The organism is Sphingobacterium sp. UBA7249 (assembly GCF_002472835.1).
Lineage (GTDB): Bacteria > Bacteroidota > Bacteroidia > Sphingobacteriales > Sphingobacteriaceae > Sphingobacterium > Sphingobacterium prati.
Genome location: NZ_DKST01000011.1, coordinates 194,572 through 216,039, shown reverse-complemented (window position 1 = coordinate 216,039; position 21,468 = coordinate 194,572). Strand labels below are relative to the sequence as shown.

The following is a 21,468-nucleotide window of genomic DNA, read 5'->3' as shown; positions in this document are numbered from 1 at the left end:
TTTTACAGATTCCAATGAAAAAAATATATTATTCTATTCCTCTATTGTCCGTTTTGTTAACAGGAATCTCCTGTTCAAAATTGACTGAGAAGCCCGAAAGTGCATTGGTTTCGGAGCAGTTTTACCTGAACCAGGGACAAGCAGTGGCTGCAGTAACAGGTACTTACCGTAAACTGTATGAGACGGGGCAATCGTTGTACAACAGCTTATTCCAGATCGGCGTGGAGATGGCAACAGATGACTATGAAGCCGGACCTCGGGCACGAAATGCCCATGTGCGCGCTATAAGCAATTTAACCCACGACGCCTCAAACGATCGGATGGAACAACTCTGGAAACAGAGCTATGATGCCATTAACGCGTCAAATCTAAATATCGTTAATATCGAAGCGATGACCCCAAATCAGATCGATGTCGCAGTGCAACAACGTCTGATCAACGAAGCCAAATTTCTGCGTGCACTACATTACTTCAATCTGGTGCGCTGGTTTGGTCCGGTTCCGCTCGTCTTAGGTCCTATACAAGGCTTATCAGCACAAGAATTGTACGTAGCAAAGGCTTCAGAAGATGAGGTATATGCACAAATTATAAACGATCTAAAAGCTGCCTCCAGCCTCCCGAATTATAAGAATTATGGCGACGCGGATAAAGGGCGTGCTACATCCGGCGCTGCTAAAAGCCTCCTGGCCAAGGTATACCTGACTCGGGCAGATTGGAACAATGCAAAACTGTTGGCTAAGGCTGTGATTGACAAAGAGGGATATGCACTTTTTCCGGATTTTTCAGACGTCTTCGATGTAGATAAAAAAAATGGTACTGAACATATTTTTTCAGCGCAGTTTAAAGGAAATAGTGGCTACCAAGGGAATTCATTGGCCAGTCGTTCCGCTCCAGCGGATATACCAGGTATCAATGGAGACTACGCCGATGCCCTTCATAGTGAAGGTGGTCTTTACAAGAGCTTTGCAGTGAATGATAAACGTCTTTCCGTAACGTTTACAACTGGTATGATATCGCCCACAGACGGGAAATACTATGCACTGGCCAAACCACAATTCAATAAGTATTATGACCAGACTGTAATCGGAAATCAGTCACAGTCTTCAAAGAATACACCCATCATACGATATGCTGAGGTGTTGCTGATTTTGGCTGAAGCCGAAAATGAGTTAAATGGTCCAACGCAGGAAGCACGTGACGCGATCAATACAGTGCGCATACGTGCTGGTGTTGAAAAGGTGTCCGATATGGAAAATAAAGATAGCTTTCGGGAGCTGGTATTTGAAGAACGAAGAAAGGAATTGGTCTACGAATACCAGCGGTGGTTTGACTTGGTACGTCGGGGGGCAAGCTATTACATCACAAAACTAAAAGCTGCAGGAAAAACAAATGCTGCAGCGCGACATGTTCATTTTCCGACTCCTCAACGAGAACTGAATTTGAATCCAAAATTGATTCAACATCCTGACTGGTTGGCTAAATAACTAATGGTATCACTATGAAGGAGCAATCTATTTTTATTTGTACTACAAAACATCACAAATTATGAAAACAACATGCATTCTTATCTCACTTTGTCTAAGTTGGATACTGAATAGGAGTATTGCACAGGACAAACGGCCAAATATTGTATTAATTCTGGTTGATGACTTGGGTTTTTCAGACATAGCGCCTTATGGCGGAACAGATTTTCATACCCCAAATCTTGTGGAGTTGGCAAAACAGGGTACACGTTTCCAGGAGTTTTATAACAATTCGATTTGTGCACCAACACGAGCAACATTATTGACAGGACAATATGCACATCGCGCCGGTATGGGGTATTTTAACGTTAATCTTGGGTTGCCCGCATATCAGGGCTTTTTAAACCATGAGTCGTTGACATTGGCCGAGGTACTGAAGGGAGCAGGCTATTCCACCATCATTTCTGGAAAATGGCATGTTGGCGACGATTACGATCAATGGCCTGCGCAACGAGGTTTTGAACGTTCCTTTAATTTTGTGGGTGGAGCTTCCAATTTTTATGAAATCAATGGACCTGAAAATCCTACCGTGCCTTTATACCGAAATAATAAACCTTTCTATTTACCACAAGGACGTTACCTCACGGACGAGATTACTGATCAGGCAATTGGCTTTCTGCGTGAACAAGAGCAGGATAAAAAACCGTTTTTTCTGTATCTCGCCTTTAACGCACCACATTGGCCTTTGCAGGCTCCGGAAGAAGAAACCCACAAATATCAGGGCGTATACCGGCAGGGCTGGGATAGCCTGCGTGTGAAACGTTATGAAAATGCCGTTCAAAGTGGAGTTTTTCCGAAAGGGCAGCCTATTTCGACAAAGGATTCAAGTGTACAGGAATGGAATAAGCTCACCTATGACGAACAGCAATATTGGCAACGTCGACAGCAGGTATTTGCTGCCATGGTCGATCGCGTCGACCAGAGTATCGGAAAAGTGCGGCAAACCTTGAAGGAACTGAAAAAAGACAAGAATACCATTATCATCTTTTTGTCCGATAATGGTGCACAAGGCGGTGATCGCAACCGCATATATACCTCGCGTAATACGGAGACTGTAGGGTTGCCGGGTTCCTATGATATGCAAAATAGCAATTGGTCGCAAACGGGAAATTCGCCCTTGCGGAGCTATAAAGATAATCCTTATGAAGGCGGTATCGCTGCGCCGTTTATTGTTTGGTTTCCAAAGGAAGTTAAAGGCAATGTCGTCAAGAAGGGGACTGGGCATTTGATTGATATCGCCCCGACATTATATGATTTCGCGCAAGCGAAATACCCGTCGGCACAAGGCGATTTAGCCATTAATCCTTTACCAGGTGTGAGTCTACGAGAGTTGTTGCAGACAGATAAAAGCGAGGTGAAGCGTCAAAATCCACTGTTTTGGGAACGAGCTGGCAATAAGGCTGTACGATACGGTAAATGGAAACTTGTGTCTTTACTTAAAGAGGGGAATAAACCACAGCTGTACAATATTGATGAGGACAGGGGAGAAAACAATAATATCGCAGATCAATACCCAGAAATTGTTGAAGATCTTGAAGCACGTTATAAGCTCTGGGCAAAAGAGAATGGAGTAGTGGACTATAAACTGCTGAAAATAAGTAATCAATTTCGTTAAGCATAAAAAGTAAGTTTATCAAGACCTTGATGGTGTATTCAAACCGAATGAAAAAGTTCATTTGTACCAGGAGACCAAATACTTATAAAAAATTTAAATAGATGAAAAAAATAACACTATGTATTGCCCTTATTTTTGGCTGTGCAAGTGCCCTCGTGGCGCAAAGCAACAAACCAAATATTATTTTGATTCTTGCCGATGATCTCGGATACTCCGATTTGGGCGCTTATGGATCGGAGATAGCAACACCTAATCTGGATCGTCTAGCCAGCGAAGGGATACGTTTAAAACAATTTTATAATAACTCCATCTGCGCACCAACACGCGCATCCCTAATTACAGGACAGTACCAACACAAAGCTGGAGTGGGCTATTTTTCCAATGATTTGGGCCTACCGGCTTACCAAGGTTATCTCAATGCTGAATCATTGACGATTGCCGAAGTTCTTCGCTCCAATGGCTACCTCACCGCGATATCAGGCAAGTGGCATGTGTCCGGTAAAGGCAAGAGCCTGCCTTGGGACCGTGGTTTTGATTTCGTTTTTCCAAAAGAAGAAAAGAATTCAGATTCAGGAGCCCCAATTTTTAAAGGAGCAACAGACGCTACAGGTTACCCCTTGGAAAGCTCTTTTTCTACAGAAGTGATCAATCGGGAGGCCGAAGGTTTTCTGGATCAAATCAAAGGTCAGGACAAACCGTTCTTTCTATATTTAGCACATACTGCACCGCATTGGCCTTTGGTTGCCCTGCCACAGGATATTGCAAAGTATAAGGGACATTATGATAAAGGTTGGGAGAGCATCCGCAGGGCGCGGTTTAAGCGCCAAAAAGAACTGGGGATAGTTGACAACACGACCACACTTTCCATTACCGACGAAGATATCTACGATTGGGAACGCCTGTCCTTTGATCAACGACAACAGTGGGCCAGAAAAATGGAAGTATTCGCTGCGATGGTCGATCGCCTGGATCAGACGATTGGTAAATTGCTGCAAAAACTCAAAGAAAATGGACAGTTAGACAACACATTAATTGTGTTTCTGTCAGATAATGGAGCACCAGCTGAGGACCTCGTTCGCTGGTTCCATGGCGCCCGATTAAACAGTGGGCCAGTGGGTACCGTGGGGTCGTTTGAATCACAAAGTAAAAATTGGTCCTACGCATCAAATACTCCGTTCAAGGCGTTTAAAGATTACACCTATGAGGGCGGGATCAATGCCCCATTTATCGCCTGGTTTCCCGGCAAGATCACCAAGGGTATCAAAAAGGGGACTGGGCATATCATCGACTTGGCGCCAACCTTTTATGAACTTGCTGGAGCCATTTACCCTAAGGAATATCAAGGACATCAGGCGAATAAACTTCCAGGCAAAAGCTTACTTCCGGTGCTGTTCAATCAACAGGATACCGTAACGCGCGACGAAGGTCTTTTTTGGGAGCGGGCCGGAAACCGTGCCGCACGGATAGGAAAGTGGAAGTTGGTGTCCACCTGGCCATCCTACAAGTGGGAACTATATGATCTGGAACAAGATCCTACCGAACGGAAAGATATTGCGGTACAGCATCACAATGTCGTATCGCGCCTATCCACCGCTTACTTTCGTTGGGCTAAGGATAATGGAGTGGTGGACTTTGGTGAATTAGAAAGCAAGGAGCCTAGCAATATGAAGGAGTTTCGGGAAAGTAAGGTACAGGAGATCGCCTCACCAGCATTTCTTTTTTAAGAAGCAAATCTTTATATCAATGAAATGGATTTGCTATAGATCGGATTGATTGGAGATAGACTGTTTCACTTTACATTATTTTATGAAAAAGGCACCAAGTTCCAATAATCTGGTGCCTTTTCGCTAATTTAAGTAATATTCAAAATTGTTTACGTCATTTCTAAACATCGACCGTTGAATTTGTATCTTCCTACTTGTTTTCTTCGACTTCAAATACCGTGTCGATTTTCCAATTGGCTTTATCTTTGGATGCGGCTACAGCCAAACGGTCGCAACGTTCGTTTAAGGGATGCCCAGCATGGCCTTTTACCCAAACCAATTTGACCTTATGTAGTTTATAAACATTCATCAAACGCATCCACAGATCTTTATTTTTTTTACCAGCAAAGCCCTTTTGGATCCACCCATGTACCCATTTTTTGTCAATTGCATCGATGATATATTTGGAGTCAGAGTATACTGTAACCGGTTGGTTTAAGTTTTTCAAAGCTTCGAGACCTACAATAACGGCCATCAGCTCCATACGGTTATTGGTCGTTTTTCTGTACCCCCCTGAAAATTCTTTTTCTATCAATTTACCTTTAAACGCCTCATTGTCGCCTGTATAAATAGTCCTTAAGATGGTTCCATAACCCCCTGGACCTGGATTTCCACTTGACGCCCCGTCTGTATATAATTCGATCATACCCTCCAAACTTAGATAAATTTGTGTTGAAATACAATTATAATTGCTCCTTGCTAGATCTATATCCTGACAATGTGATCGTAATGTTTAGAAGTTATTCGGTTTAGCAAGAGCGTCTTCGCTGTAATTTATCGCTTACACGATAAAATTCTGGTGATTTATATGTATTTTGCTGGCTTAAACTCGTTATGTAATCGATAATTTAGCTCTATGAAGTTTCAAAAGGTTTCTCTTTTTGTTCTTTTAGCGTCGGCGTGTTTCAACGTCAGCGCTCAGAACACTATTTCAGCACAAAAAATGGATTGGTTTGAAGACGCCAAGTTGGGGATTTTTATTCATTGGGGGATCTACTCTGTTAACGGGATCTCAGAATCATGGTCATTCTTCAATAATTATATTAACCATGATAATTATATCAAACAGCTTGATGGTTTTACGGCCAAAAATTATAAGCCAAAGGAGTGGGCTAAACTGATCAAACAAGCAGGAGCAAAGTATACTGTGATTACAACGAAACATCATGATGGGATTTCCTTGTGGAATACTCGGGCCGATAAAGCTATTACAAGCCTAAGAGATGCCGCTGCCAAACAGGATGTTATTACACCTTTTGTTCAGGCTATTCAGCAGGAGGGACTGCATACAGGTTTCTATTATTCCTTGCCGGATTGGAGCCATCCTTATTACGATGTATTTACACGTGCAAGAAAACGGTATGAACTTGTCAAAGAGCCTAATCGTTGGGACCACTATGTCGAATATTATCAAAAACAACTCAGCGAATTATCGCAGCAATATAAACCCGAATTGATCTGGTTTGATGGAGACTGGGAACATAGTGCAGAGGAGTGGAAATCCAAGGAAACGTTGTCGCTTTTGCGAAAATACAACCCGAACATTATTATTAATTCGCGCTTGAATCATCATGGCGATTATGAGACTCCTGAGCAGGGGATTCCAGTAACCCGGCCAGATACTAAATTCTGGGAGCTTTGTTATACCATGAATGACTCTTGGGGATATCAGCCATTTGACAAGAAATACAAATCGCCCAATATGATTATCCGTACTCTGGTGGATTGTATTTCCATGGGCGGAAATCTCCTCTTGGATATCGGCCCGAAAGCTGATGGCAGCATTCCAGAAGAGCAGATGAATATTTTGAAGCAGTTGGGAAGATGGACGAATAAAAACGCTTCTGCAATATATGGCACGAGAGCGGGTATTCCATTCGAAAATTACAACGGGAAGTCTGCTTTGTCAAAAGATGGAAAAACCCTCTATCTCTATGTATATGAACAAAAACCGCAATTGCAGTTAAAGGGTTTGCTGAATGGCGCTATTCAGGCGGTTTCTGTTGTTGGAGATGCCGGGTCTAAGGTAACTGCGGTATCGTTGGATGAAAAAGTCCAATTGGACCTGACAAAAGTTAACTTTGATCAGGACGTCACAGTACTGGCCTTGACATTCAAAGACAAGGTACAGTGGCAAGAACCCCAGGAGGAAGCTATTACATTACAAGCTGTACTCGACAACAAGCAAACTAATACCGCATTAAATCAGATTGCATTGACCCTTCATACTGGGAAAAATATTTTTGATCATTCTGGTTTGACGCTCGATGGTATGGAAGCAAAATTGCCTATTGGAAATTTGACGAATCCAACCGTTTTAGATTGGGTTAAAAATCATGCTGAGGCACTTTATGAAACAGGGAAGGGACTTCCGGAAGGACATTATGAAGGTTTAAGCGCGCTTTCAAAGGATCGTCAGACCCTTTATCTTTTTGTTGAAGGGACACCAACAGGACCTATTGCGCTTAAAGGAATAAAAAACGGTATCGCTCGTATTCGACTGGTGGGTGAAGGATCCATGATCAATCATGAAATTTTCAATAAACTTTACTGGAGCAGTATTCCGGGCATTGTTTATATTCAGGCTCCAAAGGAGCGTTTGGATAAAAATATGACTGTTATTGCGGTGTTATTGGATTCGCCTTTGGCATTGCACCGTGAGAAAGTTGGCGCGATTGAAAATAACCTCTAATTACTGCTGAACAAATTATTTGGGCCCGAGATGTTAGTATCTCGGGCTTTTTTATCCGATAAACAATAATTTTTGATGTCGCCGTTATGGCGTGAAATATTTTTATACTAAATTAGACAGATGAGCCTATTGCATACTTTTCTTGCATCCCTGTCTGCGGTCGCACTATGCGTTTGCTGTACTGCCGGAGATGGAAATAACATGGAACGACAACGTGCGGATTCGCTAGCGAATAAAGTGGTTGAGGGAAAAATAAATCTGGAATGGCTGGCCAAATCAGACGAATTTATGTATTTCAATGAGAAATACTTTCATGAACCGGCTGATTTGAAAACGATACCGAAGTTTGACAAGGTACAGATTCAAATTGTAACCTATCGTATTTATAAGCATGTCAAGTTGTCGGATAACCGTTATCATTTTGCTGTAAAACAGGCAAAAGATTTGCATATACCCAATAAGGCCTTTGTTTATTATCAGCGTTCCTTCGATGAGATGAATCGAAAGGCCGCCGCTAGCAAAGATTCTATTCGGCTGGAGCTTCCTGATAACTACGCTACCAAATTGATAAACGAGTAGTGAACTCGTCTCTTGTTTAAAAAGTTATCCTTTCGAAGCCAATAGATTCATCAGATTTATTTATTTTTAAGAGACTAAGCAAGCCACATGGAAAAGAAAAATATCGTTGTATTAACAGGAGCAGGGATTTCTGCCGAAAGTGGGATACCTACTTTTAGGGATGCAAATGGACTATGGGAGGGACATGATGTGATGGCTGTAGCCTCTATTGAAGGCTGGAAGAAAAATCCAACTCTTGTTCAGGAATTTTACAACCTTAGACGCAAGGTGGCGCTGGCTGCAAGGCCAAATGCAGCGCATCTCGCTTTATGTCAGTTGGAATTGGCCTATCAGGTTACGATCATCACACAAAATGTCGATTTGTTGCACGAGCAGGCTGGCTCTACAAAGATTATACATTTACATGGTCGGTTGGATCAATCGAAGTCATCCATTGACGATCGTTTGGTTTACCCGATAGAAGGCGATGAAATAAAGATGGGAGATCTCTGTGAAAAAGGAAGTCAACTGCGCCCGAATATCGTATGGTTTGGCGAAGCGGTTCCGGAGATTGAACGGGCAATGTCCTATGTTTCAAAAGCAGATATCCTTATTATTATAGGAACTTCCTTGCAGGTTTATCCGGCGGCCGGGCTGCGACAATTTGCGCCTAATTATTGCCGGTCTTTCTTAATCGATAAACAGATTCCGAATAGTACAACTTTAGGCCGAATACAATGTTTTGAAGAGGCAGCTACGACGGCTGTTCCAATTTTGGTAGCACAGTTACTTAAAGAAACTTCGGTTAACGAGTAATATAACAGTAGATTATGAACCTGATGCGTTAACAACTTGGGAATATAACAAAACTCTATCTTGAAAGATGGAATAAAAACTTAAAAATATGAAAAGAATAATAGGACTGATTTGTTGTTCAGCATTGGCTATTTCTTGCCACAATAACTCAGAGATCAAGGTGAATAATAGTACAAATAATGCACCCATACAATTGGATAGTACGCAGGCAAAGCACTTGCTTACACTACCATTGCATTGTATTGAAGTTGAATATCCGAACAAATTGGGACAAGTACTCGGAAGTGACAAGGATTTGAAGGGGCCGCGTACATTACATCCAATTTTTTACGGTTGTTTTGACTGGCATTCCTCAGTGCATGGTTATTGGTCAATCGTACGAATTTTAAAGCAATTTCCTGAGTTAGACAAGTCCGGCGTAATCCGGAAACAGCTGGACAGGAATATCACTGAAGAAAATGCAGCAACTGAATTAGCTTTCTTTCAGGATAAGAATAATAAAAACTTTGAACGCACCTATGGTTGGGCCTGGTTGTTACAATTGCAAAAAGAACTCTTAACTTGGAGAGATCCAGATGCGGAGCGTTGGGCAAAAATTCTCGATCCGATGGCAAAACATATCATGAAAGCCTATCAGGAATATTTACCAAAATTGGTTTATCCGATTCGAAGCGGTTATCATGATAATTCTGCTTTTGGCCTATCGCTGGCATTGGATTATGCGCGGGGGACAAATCACGTTGCTTTCGAAAAATCATTAATGACAAATGCTGTCAGGCTATACGATCACGACAAAAATTGTAATATCTCCTTTGAGCCTAGCGGAAGCGACTTCCTTTCACCTTGTCTTGAGGAAGCACTTTGCATGAGCACGGTTTTAAGACAGGATGAGTATCGAAAATGGCTGAAGGATTTTCTGCCTGATCTTTTCAATCCAGATTTTAACTTGGAACCCGGCATTGTGAAAGACCGCACAGACGGGCATCTGGTTCATTTGGATGGATTAAATTTTAGCCGGGCGACCTGTCTAAATGGTATTGCAAAGGCACTTCCTGAGCTAAATCATCTGCATGGTTTAGCCAATAAACATCTGAAATATTCATTGCCCAATATTACTTCTAAAGACGACTATATGGGGTCACATTGGTTGGGTACCTTTGCGCTGTATGCTCTTTCCAAAAATTAATGCCCACAGTCAAATGAAAGCTGTGAACCGAGATCTGGGGTAACAACAACAAAATAGAATCCCTGTGTAATCAAATGCAGGGACTCTATTTTACATATTTGTCTCACCCCATTCATCCATAAGGATTAAAATCTTTTCCAACGAACGCCCCAATGCTGTAAGTTCATATTCAACCTTAGGGGGTACCTGTTGATAAACAATCCGGTCGACAAGTCTATCCTGCTCAAGTTCTTTTAATTTAGCGATGAGCATACGCTCTGAAATACCGACGAGCCTTTTTCGTAGTTCACCATAACGTAGCCTACCTTCATGGAGGAGATACGTGAGAATATTTATTTTCCATCTCCCACCAATAGCAGATAATGTGAAAGCAATTCCACAATGATCTTTCCAATAGGTTTCGTTAATATGGTTGGTGGAGTTTTCTTTTCTCTTATTCATACTTACTTTTCTGTTCGTATCATACAATTTTGTGCGTACTGTTATTCATGCAATTTAATAAAGAAATTTGTAGCTCATCTCATAAAGTATAAAATGGAAACTATAAAATTTATCGTTCATTGGTTGAGTTATGCCTATTACCTGTATGTATTTGGATATGCCTCATTATTCAAAGTTTTTCAGAAACAGTCCATGATGCAAAGCATGGATTCTTTAGGTTTTAATAAAACCTGGACATTAGGCATCGGAGTATGCGAGTTGCTGGGTGTTTTACTTCTTCTGATTGGTTTGTACAAACCAGAATTCAAAACTGTAGGGATTTTACTTTTGTTTCCATTTGCAGTTGGTGCTTTTACGGCACATATGGCTCATGGAGAATATCATCATTTTTACAGTTCATTAATGATGTGTATTCTTAGCATTGTTTTGTTGGCAACAGACAAAAATTTTAAAATTATTATTTAATTGATATTTGGTTGCAAAAACCAGATATCAACTAAATAATTTACGTTACTTTTAAAGGTAATGCTTCACCGCTTCGTTTTACTTTGGTAAGCTAAATTGATTTAAAGGCAGCTCTCAGTTATAGCAATTAATAGCGTTCCTATGAAGCAAGTCCATAGAACAGTTTGGTGGATTGCTTAGATATCTATATTTAAGTCCTGTGATTTATGGCAAAAATTTTTATTGGAGACTGTAAATGAGTTTGATAAATCAGATGTGTGTACTAAAATAAGTATATCTAAAGGCCAGTCTTAGTCGTGACTAAGTCTGGCCTTTAGATTAAATAGTTAAGCTAGATCAATATTTAAGCTGATCCACGAATGACACGTAGCAACACAACGATAATTGCTATAACCAACAATGTGTGGATTATGTTGCCCGTCGCATACCCGCCGAAAAAACTGATTGCCCAAATAATCACTAAAATAACGGCAATAATGTATAATAAATTTCCCATAATATTGATATGTTTTTATAAGAACAACATCTGTTTAATGAATGTTTTATAAATAAATAAAACAAACGAACTGTAGCTGACTGCTGTTAAAGTGTTAAGGTTTCCGGTTAAGCTATAGTTTGCGGATGTATAATTGATAATAGTCTATTCTATGGCGAGGAAACCATTATAATAGTTAACCATAAAAATTGAGGTCATGGCAAAAGCTTATTTACAAATTACCTTAAAAATCAATAGCGCCAATAGGGGAGTAGCATCGGGTGTGTATGACAAATTTCAAGAACCATTTCTTGACCAGATAAAAGGCGCTACTTCAATTGAATTACTTGTGGGAGATGAATATATCCAATTGTTACATGGTTTTGATACCACTGATGATGCACACGCTTTTTTATCTACTGAGTTATACAATAATGATATGCTTGCTACGCTAAAATCATTAGTTGTGGATACACCCGATGTTAGGATATATACGGTTGTATAGATTAATTTACTCGATTAATAAATTTAAAAGCTATGATTAAAATGGAGTTTCCTAAGTCACTGCTAGAACAAATAAAAAGTTCGCTAGCCAATTCGCATGGCCGTGTTGCAGTCGCAGAAAGTGTGACTTCAGGTGTTATGCAGTTTGCTTGCTCGCAAATCAAAAATGCTACAAATGTATTTGCTGGAGGCATAACAGTATATACCCCTGACGAAAAAATTCGGTTATTAGGAGTTGATCCATTGGAGGCAAAGAGATGTGACTGTGTATCTCCATTAATAACTCAACAAATGGCGATCAGTGTATCTACTTTATTTCATACTGATTGGGGGATAGCAACAACGGGATATGCGACCGTAGTAAAAGAATCTAAGGGGAAGCTATTTGCTTTTTTTTCAATTGCGTATCAAAGCGATATACTACTTACAGAAAAAGTGGAATTAGAACCAACAACTATGCCTGAGGAAGCCCAATTTATTTACACGTCTAAAGCTCTTCAGGCATTTAATTCAATACTGAGTAAATGAAGGATAACGGTTGAATAATGGAGTTAGTTTATATGATGTTTTTGATCCGCTTAGCTGCTTTTTTCAAAGTGATAAAAAACGAAGAAAGTCTCTCTATTTTGAGCGACTTTCTTCGTTTTATGCTTCTTGTTTAAGATCAAACGTGCGGTAATTTTTGTATTGTACCAATGATCGTATTGGGGTCGATAGTGTTAATAAAAGGTCCAGATAGATTTTCGCAACCATTTTCCATGTGGTCTGTTCACCGTAGCTGCGTGCTTTGAAACGATGCCAAGCCAGCAGTCGTTGAGAGGTATATAATATTCTGATATTCTTACCCATGGTATCGACATCATTAAAAGGTGTCAGAATTCCGCGTTCATCCGCCAATAAATCCTTCGCATGCCAGTATGGTGTTGAAATAACAGCAGCACCGGCACCTACGGCAAAAGATAGCGTTCCACTACTGATTTGCTGTTCATGTTGGTAAGGTGATAAATAGATGTCGCATGCGGATAAGTATTCTTTTAATTGATCGTCATTTAAGAATTCATCAATAAAAACTATTTTATCCTGCAATTTTAACTGCTCTACTAAATTTTGTAATTCGAAACGATAAGATTCACCTTCATGTGCTAGAACATTTGGATGTGTTTTGCCTACGATCAGATATTTAAAATGTGGTAGATCGAGCCCCGCTAAGGAACGGATAGCGTATTCTAATCCTTTACTTCTACCAATTAAGCCAAAAGTCATCATCACAAAATTATCTTGAAGTCCGAGTCGATACTTTGCCAATCCCTGGTTATAGTCAAATTGCGGTACACCGTGTGGGATGACTTTAATTTTCTGAACGTCAATTGTAGGGAATAATTCTGTGAGCAATTCACTACCTTTTGGCGATAAGGATACAACTGCATGCGATTTCATAATAAGCAATTCCATGATTTCTTTTTGTCGTAATGAGGGAGATTGCAATATGGTATGAAATATCGTTAATAAAGGTATCGTTAAATGGTGGGTAAGCTGGTTGATAAATATTCCATCAGCACCGCCAAAAATACCATACTCATGCTGTACGATACAATAATCGTATTCTTCATTGATAATTTGAGCAGCTTGGATATAACTGTCCAATCTTTCTTTGTCGATAACAAAGCGTACCGTTGGATCGAATTGTTCGCTACTGAATTTAGATACAGCAATCACATCAATTACCGTATTTTGATCTGCGCTCATGCCTTGTCTAAGATCTTTAGTGAAAGTTGCTAATCCACACTCCTGAGGTGGATAAGTGCTTAAAATAACTATCCTTTTCATATTCTTAGCTCTTTTTAGCGTCGTCATTATCAGTATGGACCGGGATGTCCAAAATTGCCATTAACAATAGATAATATCCTTTTTCTAACCCCATTTTTTTTGCTTGTTGATCTATATTTTCCATATTAAGTATTATGATAAAGGTGGTACATTTGTTTCGTTTTATAAATCAAAAGCTATACCCAAAAGAGTACTTTTATTCTATATGCGTAGTTTTCAAATGCGTAATCCGTAGAGCGCACAGGGTAAACCGAAAAAAAACTCTTCGAATAGGTATTTTTCGCGGTATGAAGAATTTATCTCCTTTCCTAATGATAGTATATGTCAAAGCTATTTGTTTCTGATGGAAAAAACAATTCAAAAAAGGTAACGATCATTTGGCCAATAAACGCACATTTTTAGCTTAGATAACCACAAGTTTGGGTGTTATGGGTTTGGCATGTTACTCAATTGGCACTTCTTAAAACATTATTTTGAGGGCTTCTAGGGAGAATTTAAATTTTCTATAATTTTCGTGAGAACACCGGTCCAATATTTTTTTGCCATGTCTCTGTGTAACTCATTCCTGATTTGGTCAATATGTAAGGCAATAGTTGTTTTTTTTGTCCTTGAATTTGATAATACTCGCAGTTGAAGACTGGCAGCATCATCCCAGTCTCTCATTTTCCATTTGGTCCGGATGTGAGAATATTTTTTAAATGTGCTGAAGTCTGTCTGAACCTGATCTGCCCATATTTTAAATCCATTTTTGGAGAATAAGTAATCCCATACCTCTTCTAAAGGTAAATCTACCGTTCTCCTGATTCCATATTGCCAGCCAGCATCTTTTGTTAGACCAATCTTATCCATGATATTATACTTAAATAATTTACTAAAATGGTTATGTCTTTTTATAGTTTAAAATATTAAATTGAAGTTACAAAATAAGATTAACTTCTCATATTCATTCTTTCTTCCTGAAGATCGAGTAAACGTAGGTGTTTTCTAATAATTTCCTCGTCCAACAAAAGTTCTTCACGATTTTTATTGATAAGCCAGGTTCTTTGAGTCTCCAAAATGTCGATATAGATTTTTCGGTATTCAGCGTAATTAATGATGATTTCAGAACTAGTCAATTGATTTTCATATTTCTGTAACTGGTCCTTCAATGTAGGGAAACTGTCTACCTTATCCGCATAATCCTGGTGAATTTTGTCCACTGCCACTTGAGCAAGTTTGTTTTGAATTTCGTAATCGATTTCTTTTTCTGTTCGCACGAAATCTCTGTCTATCAATGGGAATTTTTTTAATAAAAAAGGAAGGGTAAGCCCCTGAACAAGCAATGTCAGAAGAATGGCGACAAATGTGATGAAAAGGATTAGATTTCTCTGTGGAAATGGAGTTCCATCAGCCAATGTTAAAGGGATTGAAAGCGCCGCAGCTAAAGAAACTACACCTCTCATTCCAGTCCATCCAATGATCATAGGAGTTCGCCAACCGGGGGACTGTGCATCAGCAACGGTGATGAAATTTCTCATAATTAATGTGGTGATTACTGCAGCATAGCCTGCGAAAATTCTTACAATAATTAGAACTGTTGTAACCGCAACACCATAACCGATCGCCGTATAAATATCAGTATCACCCAAACCATTGACAATTTCAGGTAAATCTAAACCGATAAGCATGAAAACCACCCCGTTGAGCAGAAAACAAAAACTTTCCCACACTGTTACGGTACGTATTCTAGATGCGCTACTTAAGAAATCGTGACTGCGATAGGAGAGAAACAATCCACCACTTACGACTGCTAAGACGCCAGAAGCATGAAGCTCTTCCGTGACCAAATACATGGAGAAGGGCGCAATGAAAGTCAATAATATATCTGTATTTGGATCGGTAGGTAAAATCTTGTGCATTTTAAGGAAAATATAGGCCATTGTAATTCCTATGCCTACGCCGCCTACACACATCCACACAAAGTTTCCTGCCGCTTCATACCATACAAATTGTCCGGTTGCTGCTGCAATCATTGCAAAACGAAAAATTATTAGGGAAGATGCGTCGTTCAACAAGCTCTCGCCTTCAAGAATGGAAGCCAATCTTTTCGGCACTTTTACAAATTTCAAAATTGCACCTGCACTTACTGCATCGGGAGGAGAAACAATTCCGCCCAATAAAAAACCTAAAGCCAAAGAAAATCCGGGGATGAAATAATTAGCGAAAATCGCAACTGATAATGCAGTAAAAAATACCACAACGAAAGCAAAACTAAAAATAATTCTGCGCCATCGCCAAAGTTCTTTCCATGAGGTAGACCAGGCCGCTTCATACAATAGAGGTGGCAGAAATATAATAAATATTAATTCAGGTTCTATTTTTATGGGTGGTACACCCGGAATAAAACTTATCAAAAGCCCGGCTAAGACAAGCAATACAGGGTATGCAACCTGAATTTTTTTGGCCAGCATGATGAGCATCGTGATCAATAGTACCAAAAATAGATAGAATGCGAAATTTTCTAACATGTACAAGTTTTAGATACATAAATATATATTAAATTTTTAAAAAGATTAATTGTCCACTTAAAAACTTAAACAAGAATCGAACGTTGTGAAATGATTAGGCCCACTTAGACCAACTTAATAAACAGCATAGGCTTCAGCGAATAGAACGTTCATGAAATTGCGTAAGAATTTAGCCTCGCCAACGAGAGCCATCAGTAAATTTCCCAAGAGGTATAATGCACTATGGTCAAATGAGACTTTGGCGAATGAGGTTTCGGAAATGCTATCTTATGTAGTTGAATACGATTTTTTTAGAGTTTAGGAGCAGACAAGTGAACCCAAATACATTGACTTGGGATCAATTTCTGCGTAGTACTAAGTGGAAAGCTGAAAAAATCTATTTTATCACAGCATTTGATAAAATAGATATAGATGCTGCGTTCATATACTTTTTCCTTTTAAAATGTTGGAGCGGTAGTTTTTAAATCAGAATTCAAAAAATCATCGATCATCGGTAGCAACCAATTCATTCGATACATCATACCAATATGGGTTGTGCCTGGGATAATAGCCAGACGAGATTTGGGCAGTCCATGTATATCTCCCATTTTTCCACCTCCCATTGCTCTAAATAATGCTAGAGCATGTTCGTATTGTATTCCATCAGAATCACCAATAGCCATAAAAATGGGTGCTTTTATTTTTTTCACCTCCTTAGACCAGTCGTACGGTTCAAGGTCAATGCTGATTACCTTTTTTACAAATTCTGGAAAATGTTTTGGATCATTGCCAAGACTGTCGTACTGTTTCTCTATTGGTGAACCTTTAAACATTTCGGCATCTATTGAAGAGTAGGACGCTTCAACATCTGGCCACCAACCGTCATGCGCATAACTACCTGACAGTACAATAAGTCTACGTACTTGTTTAGGATGGCGTATTGCTAGCTGAAAAGCTATGCCTCCTCCCATGCTATAGCCTAGTATGTCTGCACTATCTATTTTAAGATGTTTCAAAAGACCTGACACATCATCAGCCATTCCTTCATAGCTGAGTTTTCGCGCTGTATCTCTGGTACGGCCATGGCCTTGCATTTCCGCAACAATTACTTTTCGACCGCTAAACATAGGGATAATGTCTGACCAGTTCAATGGAATCGTCATATATGACCCATGAAGTAGTACGATTGGCTTACCTTTACCATATACTTCATAGTACATTTTCAATCCATTGAGATTCGCATACCCAGTTTCTGATGGTTTAATTGTTTTAGTAGTCACGATATCCTTTGGAGAGTCTGATTGATTTTTAATCTCTTGCTGGCAAGATAGGAATAAAGCAATGACTATTGCTATTATTAATCCTAATGAGTTCTTTGTTTTCATATTTATATCACTGTTAGATTGTTATGATCAAATGTATTTTTTTTCGACAGTGGGTCTAGGTTGGCTTTGCGACAATTTTAAGGGGTAAAAGCGACAAAAGAGTATCCTTAATGATCTGCATTAGTTTATGCAGCGATTGAAAGCCTTGATGTGTCTTCGGTGACTCAGAATAATGGGGTCTCAAGAAATTAAAATTTAAGTTTGTCAATAAGCGCCCAGATGGGTGTTCAGTTCTGAACATTCGCTGTCCGATCGCGACCAGTTTATGATTTCGGATATCTTTAGTATTCTGTTTACCAGGTGTATACTGTTTTGGCTAAAAAGTTGGCAGTTGACTTAACAGTGTTACGCGCATTTAAACATCGAAATTGCATGAAGATTATACCCGACGAGCGAAAATGTATATGATATTTTAGCTAAAGCTTAGCTGAAAGCAGGCCAAAAAGACAAGGCGAATCAGAATTATAAAAAGGGGCTCAAAATCAATCCTAGGAATGAAAAAGTAATTAAGACATTGGAGACACTATAAAAGGAACTGTAATAAGCCAATTTTTTCCTAATTTGCACCATGTCAATGCAAGCAAATACTTATCAATTATTTTCTGGCGGGATTCTGTCTATCTGGAAAAATCAAGGAGTATCCTATATTAAGGTTGAGGAACTATCTACTATAGAAGGGATCACTTTTTTTGAGCTCATACCAGATGCTGAACTTTTGGATGGCGGTGAGGTAGATACGCTTTATGCCATAGATTCTGAGGATGTGGATGATAAGTTATTATTCAGTAAAAATGTTAGGTTTGTCGTTCACAAGGTCTATTTAGAAGAAGATTAAGACAAATATTTGTGTAATATAAGAAATGGCATTCTGAAAATTGAAAATTAGTAATTATTGTAAAGCTTTGCTTATAATGCGCTTATTTAGATGACAAAAACGAGATTCAGTGCCGGAATATTATTGTATAAATTTCAGGGAACAGAAATTTCTTTTTTTCTGGTTCATCCTGGCGGTCCCTTCTTTGCAAAAAAAGACGAAGGATGGTGGACCGTACCCAAGGGGGAGGTGGAGGACAATGAAAGTGAACTGGAGGCAGCTAAGAGAGAGTTTCAGGAGGAAACTGGGTATTTGCCCAACGGAAGTTTTATACGATTAAATCCTGTTAAGCAAAAAGGCGGAAAAATTGTACAGTGCTGGGCTGTTGAGGGCGACATTGATCCAGACGGTCTTATCAGTAATAATTTTCAGATGGAATGGCCACCAAAATCGGGTAGGATACAGACATATCCGGAAATAGACAGTGGTGCCTGGTTTACGATGGAAGAGGCCAAGAGGAAAATCAATGTGCAGCAAATTTCTTTCCTTGCGCAAATAGCGGCTATTTTTGATGCAAGCACTGTAAATAAATCTTAGTATGATTGTAGATAAGCTTTATTTTTTTAAATCAATTTTTTTGACAGAGAGACCTCATTGTGTAGGTAGCGCTTCCGATTTTTTTCGAAGTTGATTTGGCGCTATGCCACATTGCTCCTTGAAGGTCGTGTAACCGGCTTGTTATGTCTATGTTTTGTATGATGAAACATTTCAGGAACAAGCGGATTGCTCTTGGATGGCGTGTAGTCAACCCGCAAGGCTTTCGATTAAACTTGACCTATAAATTTTAACTAAGCCATTATATAGTAAAAATTGTTTGTCACGTGTTTTACTGGCCCAGCTATCCTTTAACTGAGCTTTTTTCTTTCCGACAGTAGAGCATCACGCTATTGGAAGCAATAAGCAAGCCTGTTGCCAACATTATTATATCTTTTAACACTAAACGACCTGCTGCTGATAGGTAAGGAAATCCTAGGTGATTTTAATGGGCATTTCAACATGTCGAATAAATATTCTTTTAAAACGAATTGTAAGCAAAGGGCTTTCGAATATAAAATGGAGTTTAGTTTATATGAGGAAAAAACATAGATTTAAGTTGAATTTGTACTTTGGATATAAAGATTAAGAAATACGCATGAGTTGATAGATGATTTTATAAACTTCTCAATAGAAGAAAGAATGAAAAATATGCTCCTATGGCTATTTCTAGCTATTATACAGCATTACGGGGCGTTTTTTAAATTTATTAACGCTAAATCCTTGAAATAAGGGGTGAATATCCAAATCAGAAATCGGTATCGAATATATTTGGGGAAAGGAAAGATTTTGTTGAAAAAATAAAATACAGATTTAATGATAAAAACAGGAGAATTCGGCTAATAGGCTATGATCTGAGTTACCGTAAAAACACAGTCTTCATTACAAAATCGATCAATTTCATTACTGGAAAATACATTGTTAGCCGCAAAGAAAAAGGGAAGAAAAATGTTATTACAGATGGTTGGTCAGGGGAACTTGAAAATAATATCTATACCGAAGATTGGAATTTATCATTCTTGCGAGATAAGATTTTTTGGGTAGGAAACGAAATGGAACCGAGCTAAAATTAATGTGTTAAATAACAAAAGGTTGCGCATTTATACGTTATGAAAAAAACTATCTTTCAATTTTGGCGGCTCAATATGCTGATAAGTATAACCCTATCTGTTCTGTACAGAATTGTTATTAATAACCTGAACTCCGCTGATAATACCCTTTTTGAAAGGTTTATCAGTATATTGAGTATATTGATAAATTTGGGTCTATCAACGGTATACCTTGTTGTAATCGTTTTTAGTTCCTTATCATTTTTTCTCAATCAAATTGAAAAAATCAGGTATAATTATTTTTTGTCATTTTTGACATTTTCAGGGATACCCTTCTTCTGCGTTCTTGTTCTGGGAAGTGAGGTTTTGATCGACTATTATCGATATGATATCGTACTTCCGCCGCTAAGGCTGCTGCTGTTTTTTTCAATAGTTTATTTATTATGCACAGTTGTCGAATTTTTGGTATTCAGGAAAAAAGTAGAAAAGATATATAGTTGATGTTTTTTTAGCAAAACAAACCAACAATCGCTATTGATATCCTATTATCAATAGCGATTGTTTACTATCAGTAGCATATTGGCGCTTACGTCAATACTTCATCTATTATACCAAATTCTTTTGCCTCAGAAGCAACCATCCAGTGATCTCTGTCGCTGACATCATGCACTTTTTGATAAGGTTGTCCACTATGTTTGGCAATAATGTCATAAAGTTCTTTTTTTATTTTCAAAACTTGATTTGCAGTAATCTCTATATCCGAGGCTTGTCCTTGTACTCCACCCAAAGGTTGATGCAGCATAACTCGTGCATGTGCTAAGGCACTCCGTTTACCAGCAGCGCCGCCGCACAACAATATTGCGCCAAAGGAAAGGGCCATTCCAGTACAGATCGTTGCGACATCTGGACTAATTAGTTGCATGGTATCGTAAATGCCAAGTCCAGCATAAACTTCCCCGCCGGGAGAGTTAATATACATATGTATATCCTTTTTGGGATCAACGGATTGAAGGAATAATAACTGGGCCTGTACGATATTGGCGATATTGGGTTCTACAGGCGCTCCCATAAATATAATACGGTCAATCATTAATCGAGAAAATACATCCATCTGCGATACTCGAAGCTCGCGTTCCTCAGTAATGTATGGCGTCATTGCTAGGGGAGTGCTGTTGCGTTCAACGCAAGTAATGTAAGTCTCTACTCGATCTTTTGGGACATAGCAATGCCCGACCGCAAATTTGCGGAACTCATTTTTGTCAATATTCATGATAT

General features: G+C 39.1%; 20 protein-coding genes and 1 pseudogene. 12 read left to right on the top strand and 9 right to left on the bottom strand.

The window, feature by feature from the left end; translation table 11 throughout:
• Positions 1-14: 14 nt before the first annotated feature.
• From B4A24_RS07775 to B4A24_RS07765, 3 genes are all read left to right on the top strand, one after another.
• Positions 15-1,484, top strand: coding sequence for a RagB/SusD family nutrient uptake outer membrane protein (locus B4A24_RS07775; RefSeq protein WP_293944146.1), 1,470 nt, complete (start codon positions 15-17; stop codon positions 1,482-1,484).
• A gap of 61 nt (positions 1,485-1,545) precedes the next feature.
• Positions 1,546-3,138 carry an arylsulfatase gene (locus tag B4A24_RS07770; protein ID WP_293944145.1) on the top strand — a complete coding sequence of 531 codons (1,593 nt, stop codon included), beginning with the start codon at positions 1,546-1,548 and terminating at the stop codon, positions 3,136-3,138.
• Positions 3,139-3,239: 101 nt separating this feature from the next.
• Positions 3,240-4,862, top strand: a complete 1,623-nt coding sequence (locus B4A24_RS07765; protein ID WP_293944143.1) for an arylsulfatase — start codon at positions 3,240-3,242, stop codon at positions 4,860-4,862.
• A gap of 190 nt (positions 4,863-5,052) precedes the next feature.
• On the opposite strand, the gene rnhA is transcribed toward B4A24_RS07765, so the two are convergent.
• Positions 5,053-5,547 (bottom strand): ribonuclease HI, encoded by a 495-nt coding sequence (gene rnhA / locus B4A24_RS07760; protein WP_293944141.1) that lies wholly within the window; start codon positions 5,545-5,547, stop codon positions 5,053-5,055.
• A gap of 210 nt (positions 5,548-5,757) precedes the next feature.
• On the opposite strand from rnhA, the gene B4A24_RS07755 reads away from it, so the two are divergent.
• The 4 genes from B4A24_RS07755 to B4A24_RS07740 all read left to right on the top strand — a co-directional run bounded on the left by B4A24_RS07755 (position 5,758) and on the right by B4A24_RS07740 (position 10,153).
• Complete coding sequence (locus B4A24_RS07755) at positions 5,758-7,593, top strand: alpha-L-fucosidase (RefSeq protein WP_293944139.1); 1,836 nt, start codon at positions 5,758-5,760, stop codon at positions 7,591-7,593.
• A gap of 120 nt (positions 7,594-7,713) precedes the next feature.
• Entirely contained in the window at positions 7,714-8,172 is a 459-nt protein-coding gene (locus tag B4A24_RS07750; protein ID WP_293944137.1) for a hypothetical protein, read from the top strand.
• An 87-nt stretch (positions 8,173-8,259) separates the two neighbouring features.
• Positions 8,260-8,967 carry a Sir2 family NAD-dependent protein deacetylase gene (locus tag B4A24_RS07745; protein ID WP_293944135.1) on the top strand — a complete coding sequence of 236 codons (708 nt, stop codon included), beginning with the start codon at positions 8,260-8,262 and terminating at the stop codon, positions 8,965-8,967.
• Between the two features lie 88 nt (positions 8,968-9,055).
• Entirely contained in the window at positions 9,056-10,153 is a 1,098-nt protein-coding gene (locus B4A24_RS07740; protein WP_293944133.1) for a DUF2891 domain-containing protein, read from the top strand.
• 90 nt (positions 10,154-10,243) lie between these two features.
• Here B4A24_RS07740 and B4A24_RS07735 read toward each other — a convergent pair whose 3' ends face one another.
• The gene (locus B4A24_RS07735; RefSeq protein ID WP_293944130.1) at positions 10,244-10,594 is read right to left on the bottom strand and encodes a winged helix-turn-helix transcriptional regulator; all 351 of its coding nucleotides are present in this window, start codon (positions 10,592-10,594) and stop codon (positions 10,244-10,246) included.
• A 93-nt stretch (positions 10,595-10,687) separates the two neighbouring features.
• Between B4A24_RS07735 and B4A24_RS07730 the strand changes: the two genes are divergently transcribed.
• Positions 10,688-11,059, top strand: a complete 372-nt coding sequence (locus B4A24_RS07730) for a DoxX family protein (RefSeq protein WP_293944128.1) — start codon at positions 10,688-10,690, stop codon at positions 11,057-11,059.
• 343 nt (positions 11,060-11,402) lie between these two features.
• Here the strand turns inward: B4A24_RS07730 and B4A24_RS07725 are convergent, their stop codons facing one another.
• Positions 11,403-11,555, bottom strand: a complete 153-nt coding sequence (locus B4A24_RS07725) for a lmo0937 family membrane protein (protein ID WP_172393200.1) — start codon at positions 11,553-11,555, stop codon at positions 11,403-11,405.
• 196 nt (positions 11,556-11,751) lie between these two features.
• Between B4A24_RS07725 and B4A24_RS07720 the strand changes: the two genes are divergently transcribed.
• Together B4A24_RS07720 and B4A24_RS07715 are read left to right on the top strand one after the other, a co-directional pair.
• Entirely contained in the window at positions 11,752-12,039 is a 288-nt protein-coding gene (locus tag B4A24_RS07720) for a hypothetical protein (RefSeq protein WP_293944124.1), read from the top strand.
• 32 nt (positions 12,040-12,071) lie between these two features.
• Positions 12,072-12,566, top strand: a complete 495-nt coding sequence (locus B4A24_RS07715; RefSeq protein ID WP_293944122.1) for a CinA family protein — start codon at positions 12,072-12,074, stop codon at positions 12,564-12,566.
• A gap of 117 nt (positions 12,567-12,683) precedes the next feature.
• Here the strand turns inward: B4A24_RS07715 and B4A24_RS07710 are convergent, their stop codons facing one another.
• The 4 genes from B4A24_RS07710 to B4A24_RS07695 form a co-directional block, all read right to left on the bottom strand.
• Entirely contained in the window at positions 12,684-13,865 is a 1,182-nt protein-coding gene (locus B4A24_RS07710) for a glycosyltransferase (RefSeq protein WP_293944120.1), read from the bottom strand.
• Between the two features lie 483 nt (positions 13,866-14,348).
• Entirely contained in the window at positions 14,349-14,714 is a 366-nt protein-coding gene (locus tag B4A24_RS07705) for a hypothetical protein (protein ID WP_293944118.1), read from the bottom strand.
• A gap of 80 nt (positions 14,715-14,794) precedes the next feature.
• Positions 14,795-16,372 carry a Na+/H+ antiporter gene (locus B4A24_RS07700; RefSeq protein WP_293944116.1) on the bottom strand — a complete coding sequence of 526 codons (1,578 nt, stop codon included), beginning with the start codon at positions 16,370-16,372 and terminating at the stop codon, positions 14,795-14,797.
• 437 nt (positions 16,373-16,809) lie between these two features.
• The gene (locus tag B4A24_RS07695; RefSeq protein ID WP_293944114.1) at positions 16,810-17,631 is read right to left on the bottom strand and encodes an alpha/beta fold hydrolase; all 822 of its coding nucleotides are present in this window, start codon (positions 17,629-17,631) and stop codon (positions 16,810-16,812) included.
• Positions 17,632-18,304: 673 nt separating this feature from the next.
• Here B4A24_RS07695 and B4A24_RS07690 point away from each other — a divergent pair.
• Together B4A24_RS07690 and B4A24_RS07685 are read left to right on the top strand one after the other, a co-directional pair.
• Positions 18,305-18,571 carry a hypothetical protein gene (locus B4A24_RS07690; RefSeq protein ID WP_293944112.1) on the top strand — a complete coding sequence of 89 codons (267 nt, stop codon included), beginning with the start codon at positions 18,305-18,307 and terminating at the stop codon, positions 18,569-18,571.
• 90 nt (positions 18,572-18,661) lie between these two features.
• Positions 18,662-19,147, top strand: a complete 486-nt coding sequence (locus tag B4A24_RS07685) for an NUDIX hydrolase (protein WP_293944110.1) — start codon at positions 18,662-18,664, stop codon at positions 19,145-19,147.
• 301 nt (positions 19,148-19,448) lie between these two features.
• Here the strand turns inward: B4A24_RS07685 and B4A24_RS07680 are convergent.
• Both B4A24_RS07680 and B4A24_RS07675 read right to left on the bottom strand, forming a co-directional pair.
• A pseudogene (locus B4A24_RS07680) lies at positions 19,449-19,571 on the bottom strand (DUF417 family protein); the annotation flags it as partial.
• A gap of 1,208 nt (positions 19,572-20,779) precedes the next feature.
• Positions 20,780-21,463 (bottom strand): ATP-dependent Clp protease proteolytic subunit, encoded by a 684-nt coding sequence (locus tag B4A24_RS07675; RefSeq protein WP_293944108.1) that lies wholly within the window; start codon positions 21,461-21,463, stop codon positions 20,780-20,782.
• Positions 21,464-21,468 lie beyond the last annotated feature (5 nt).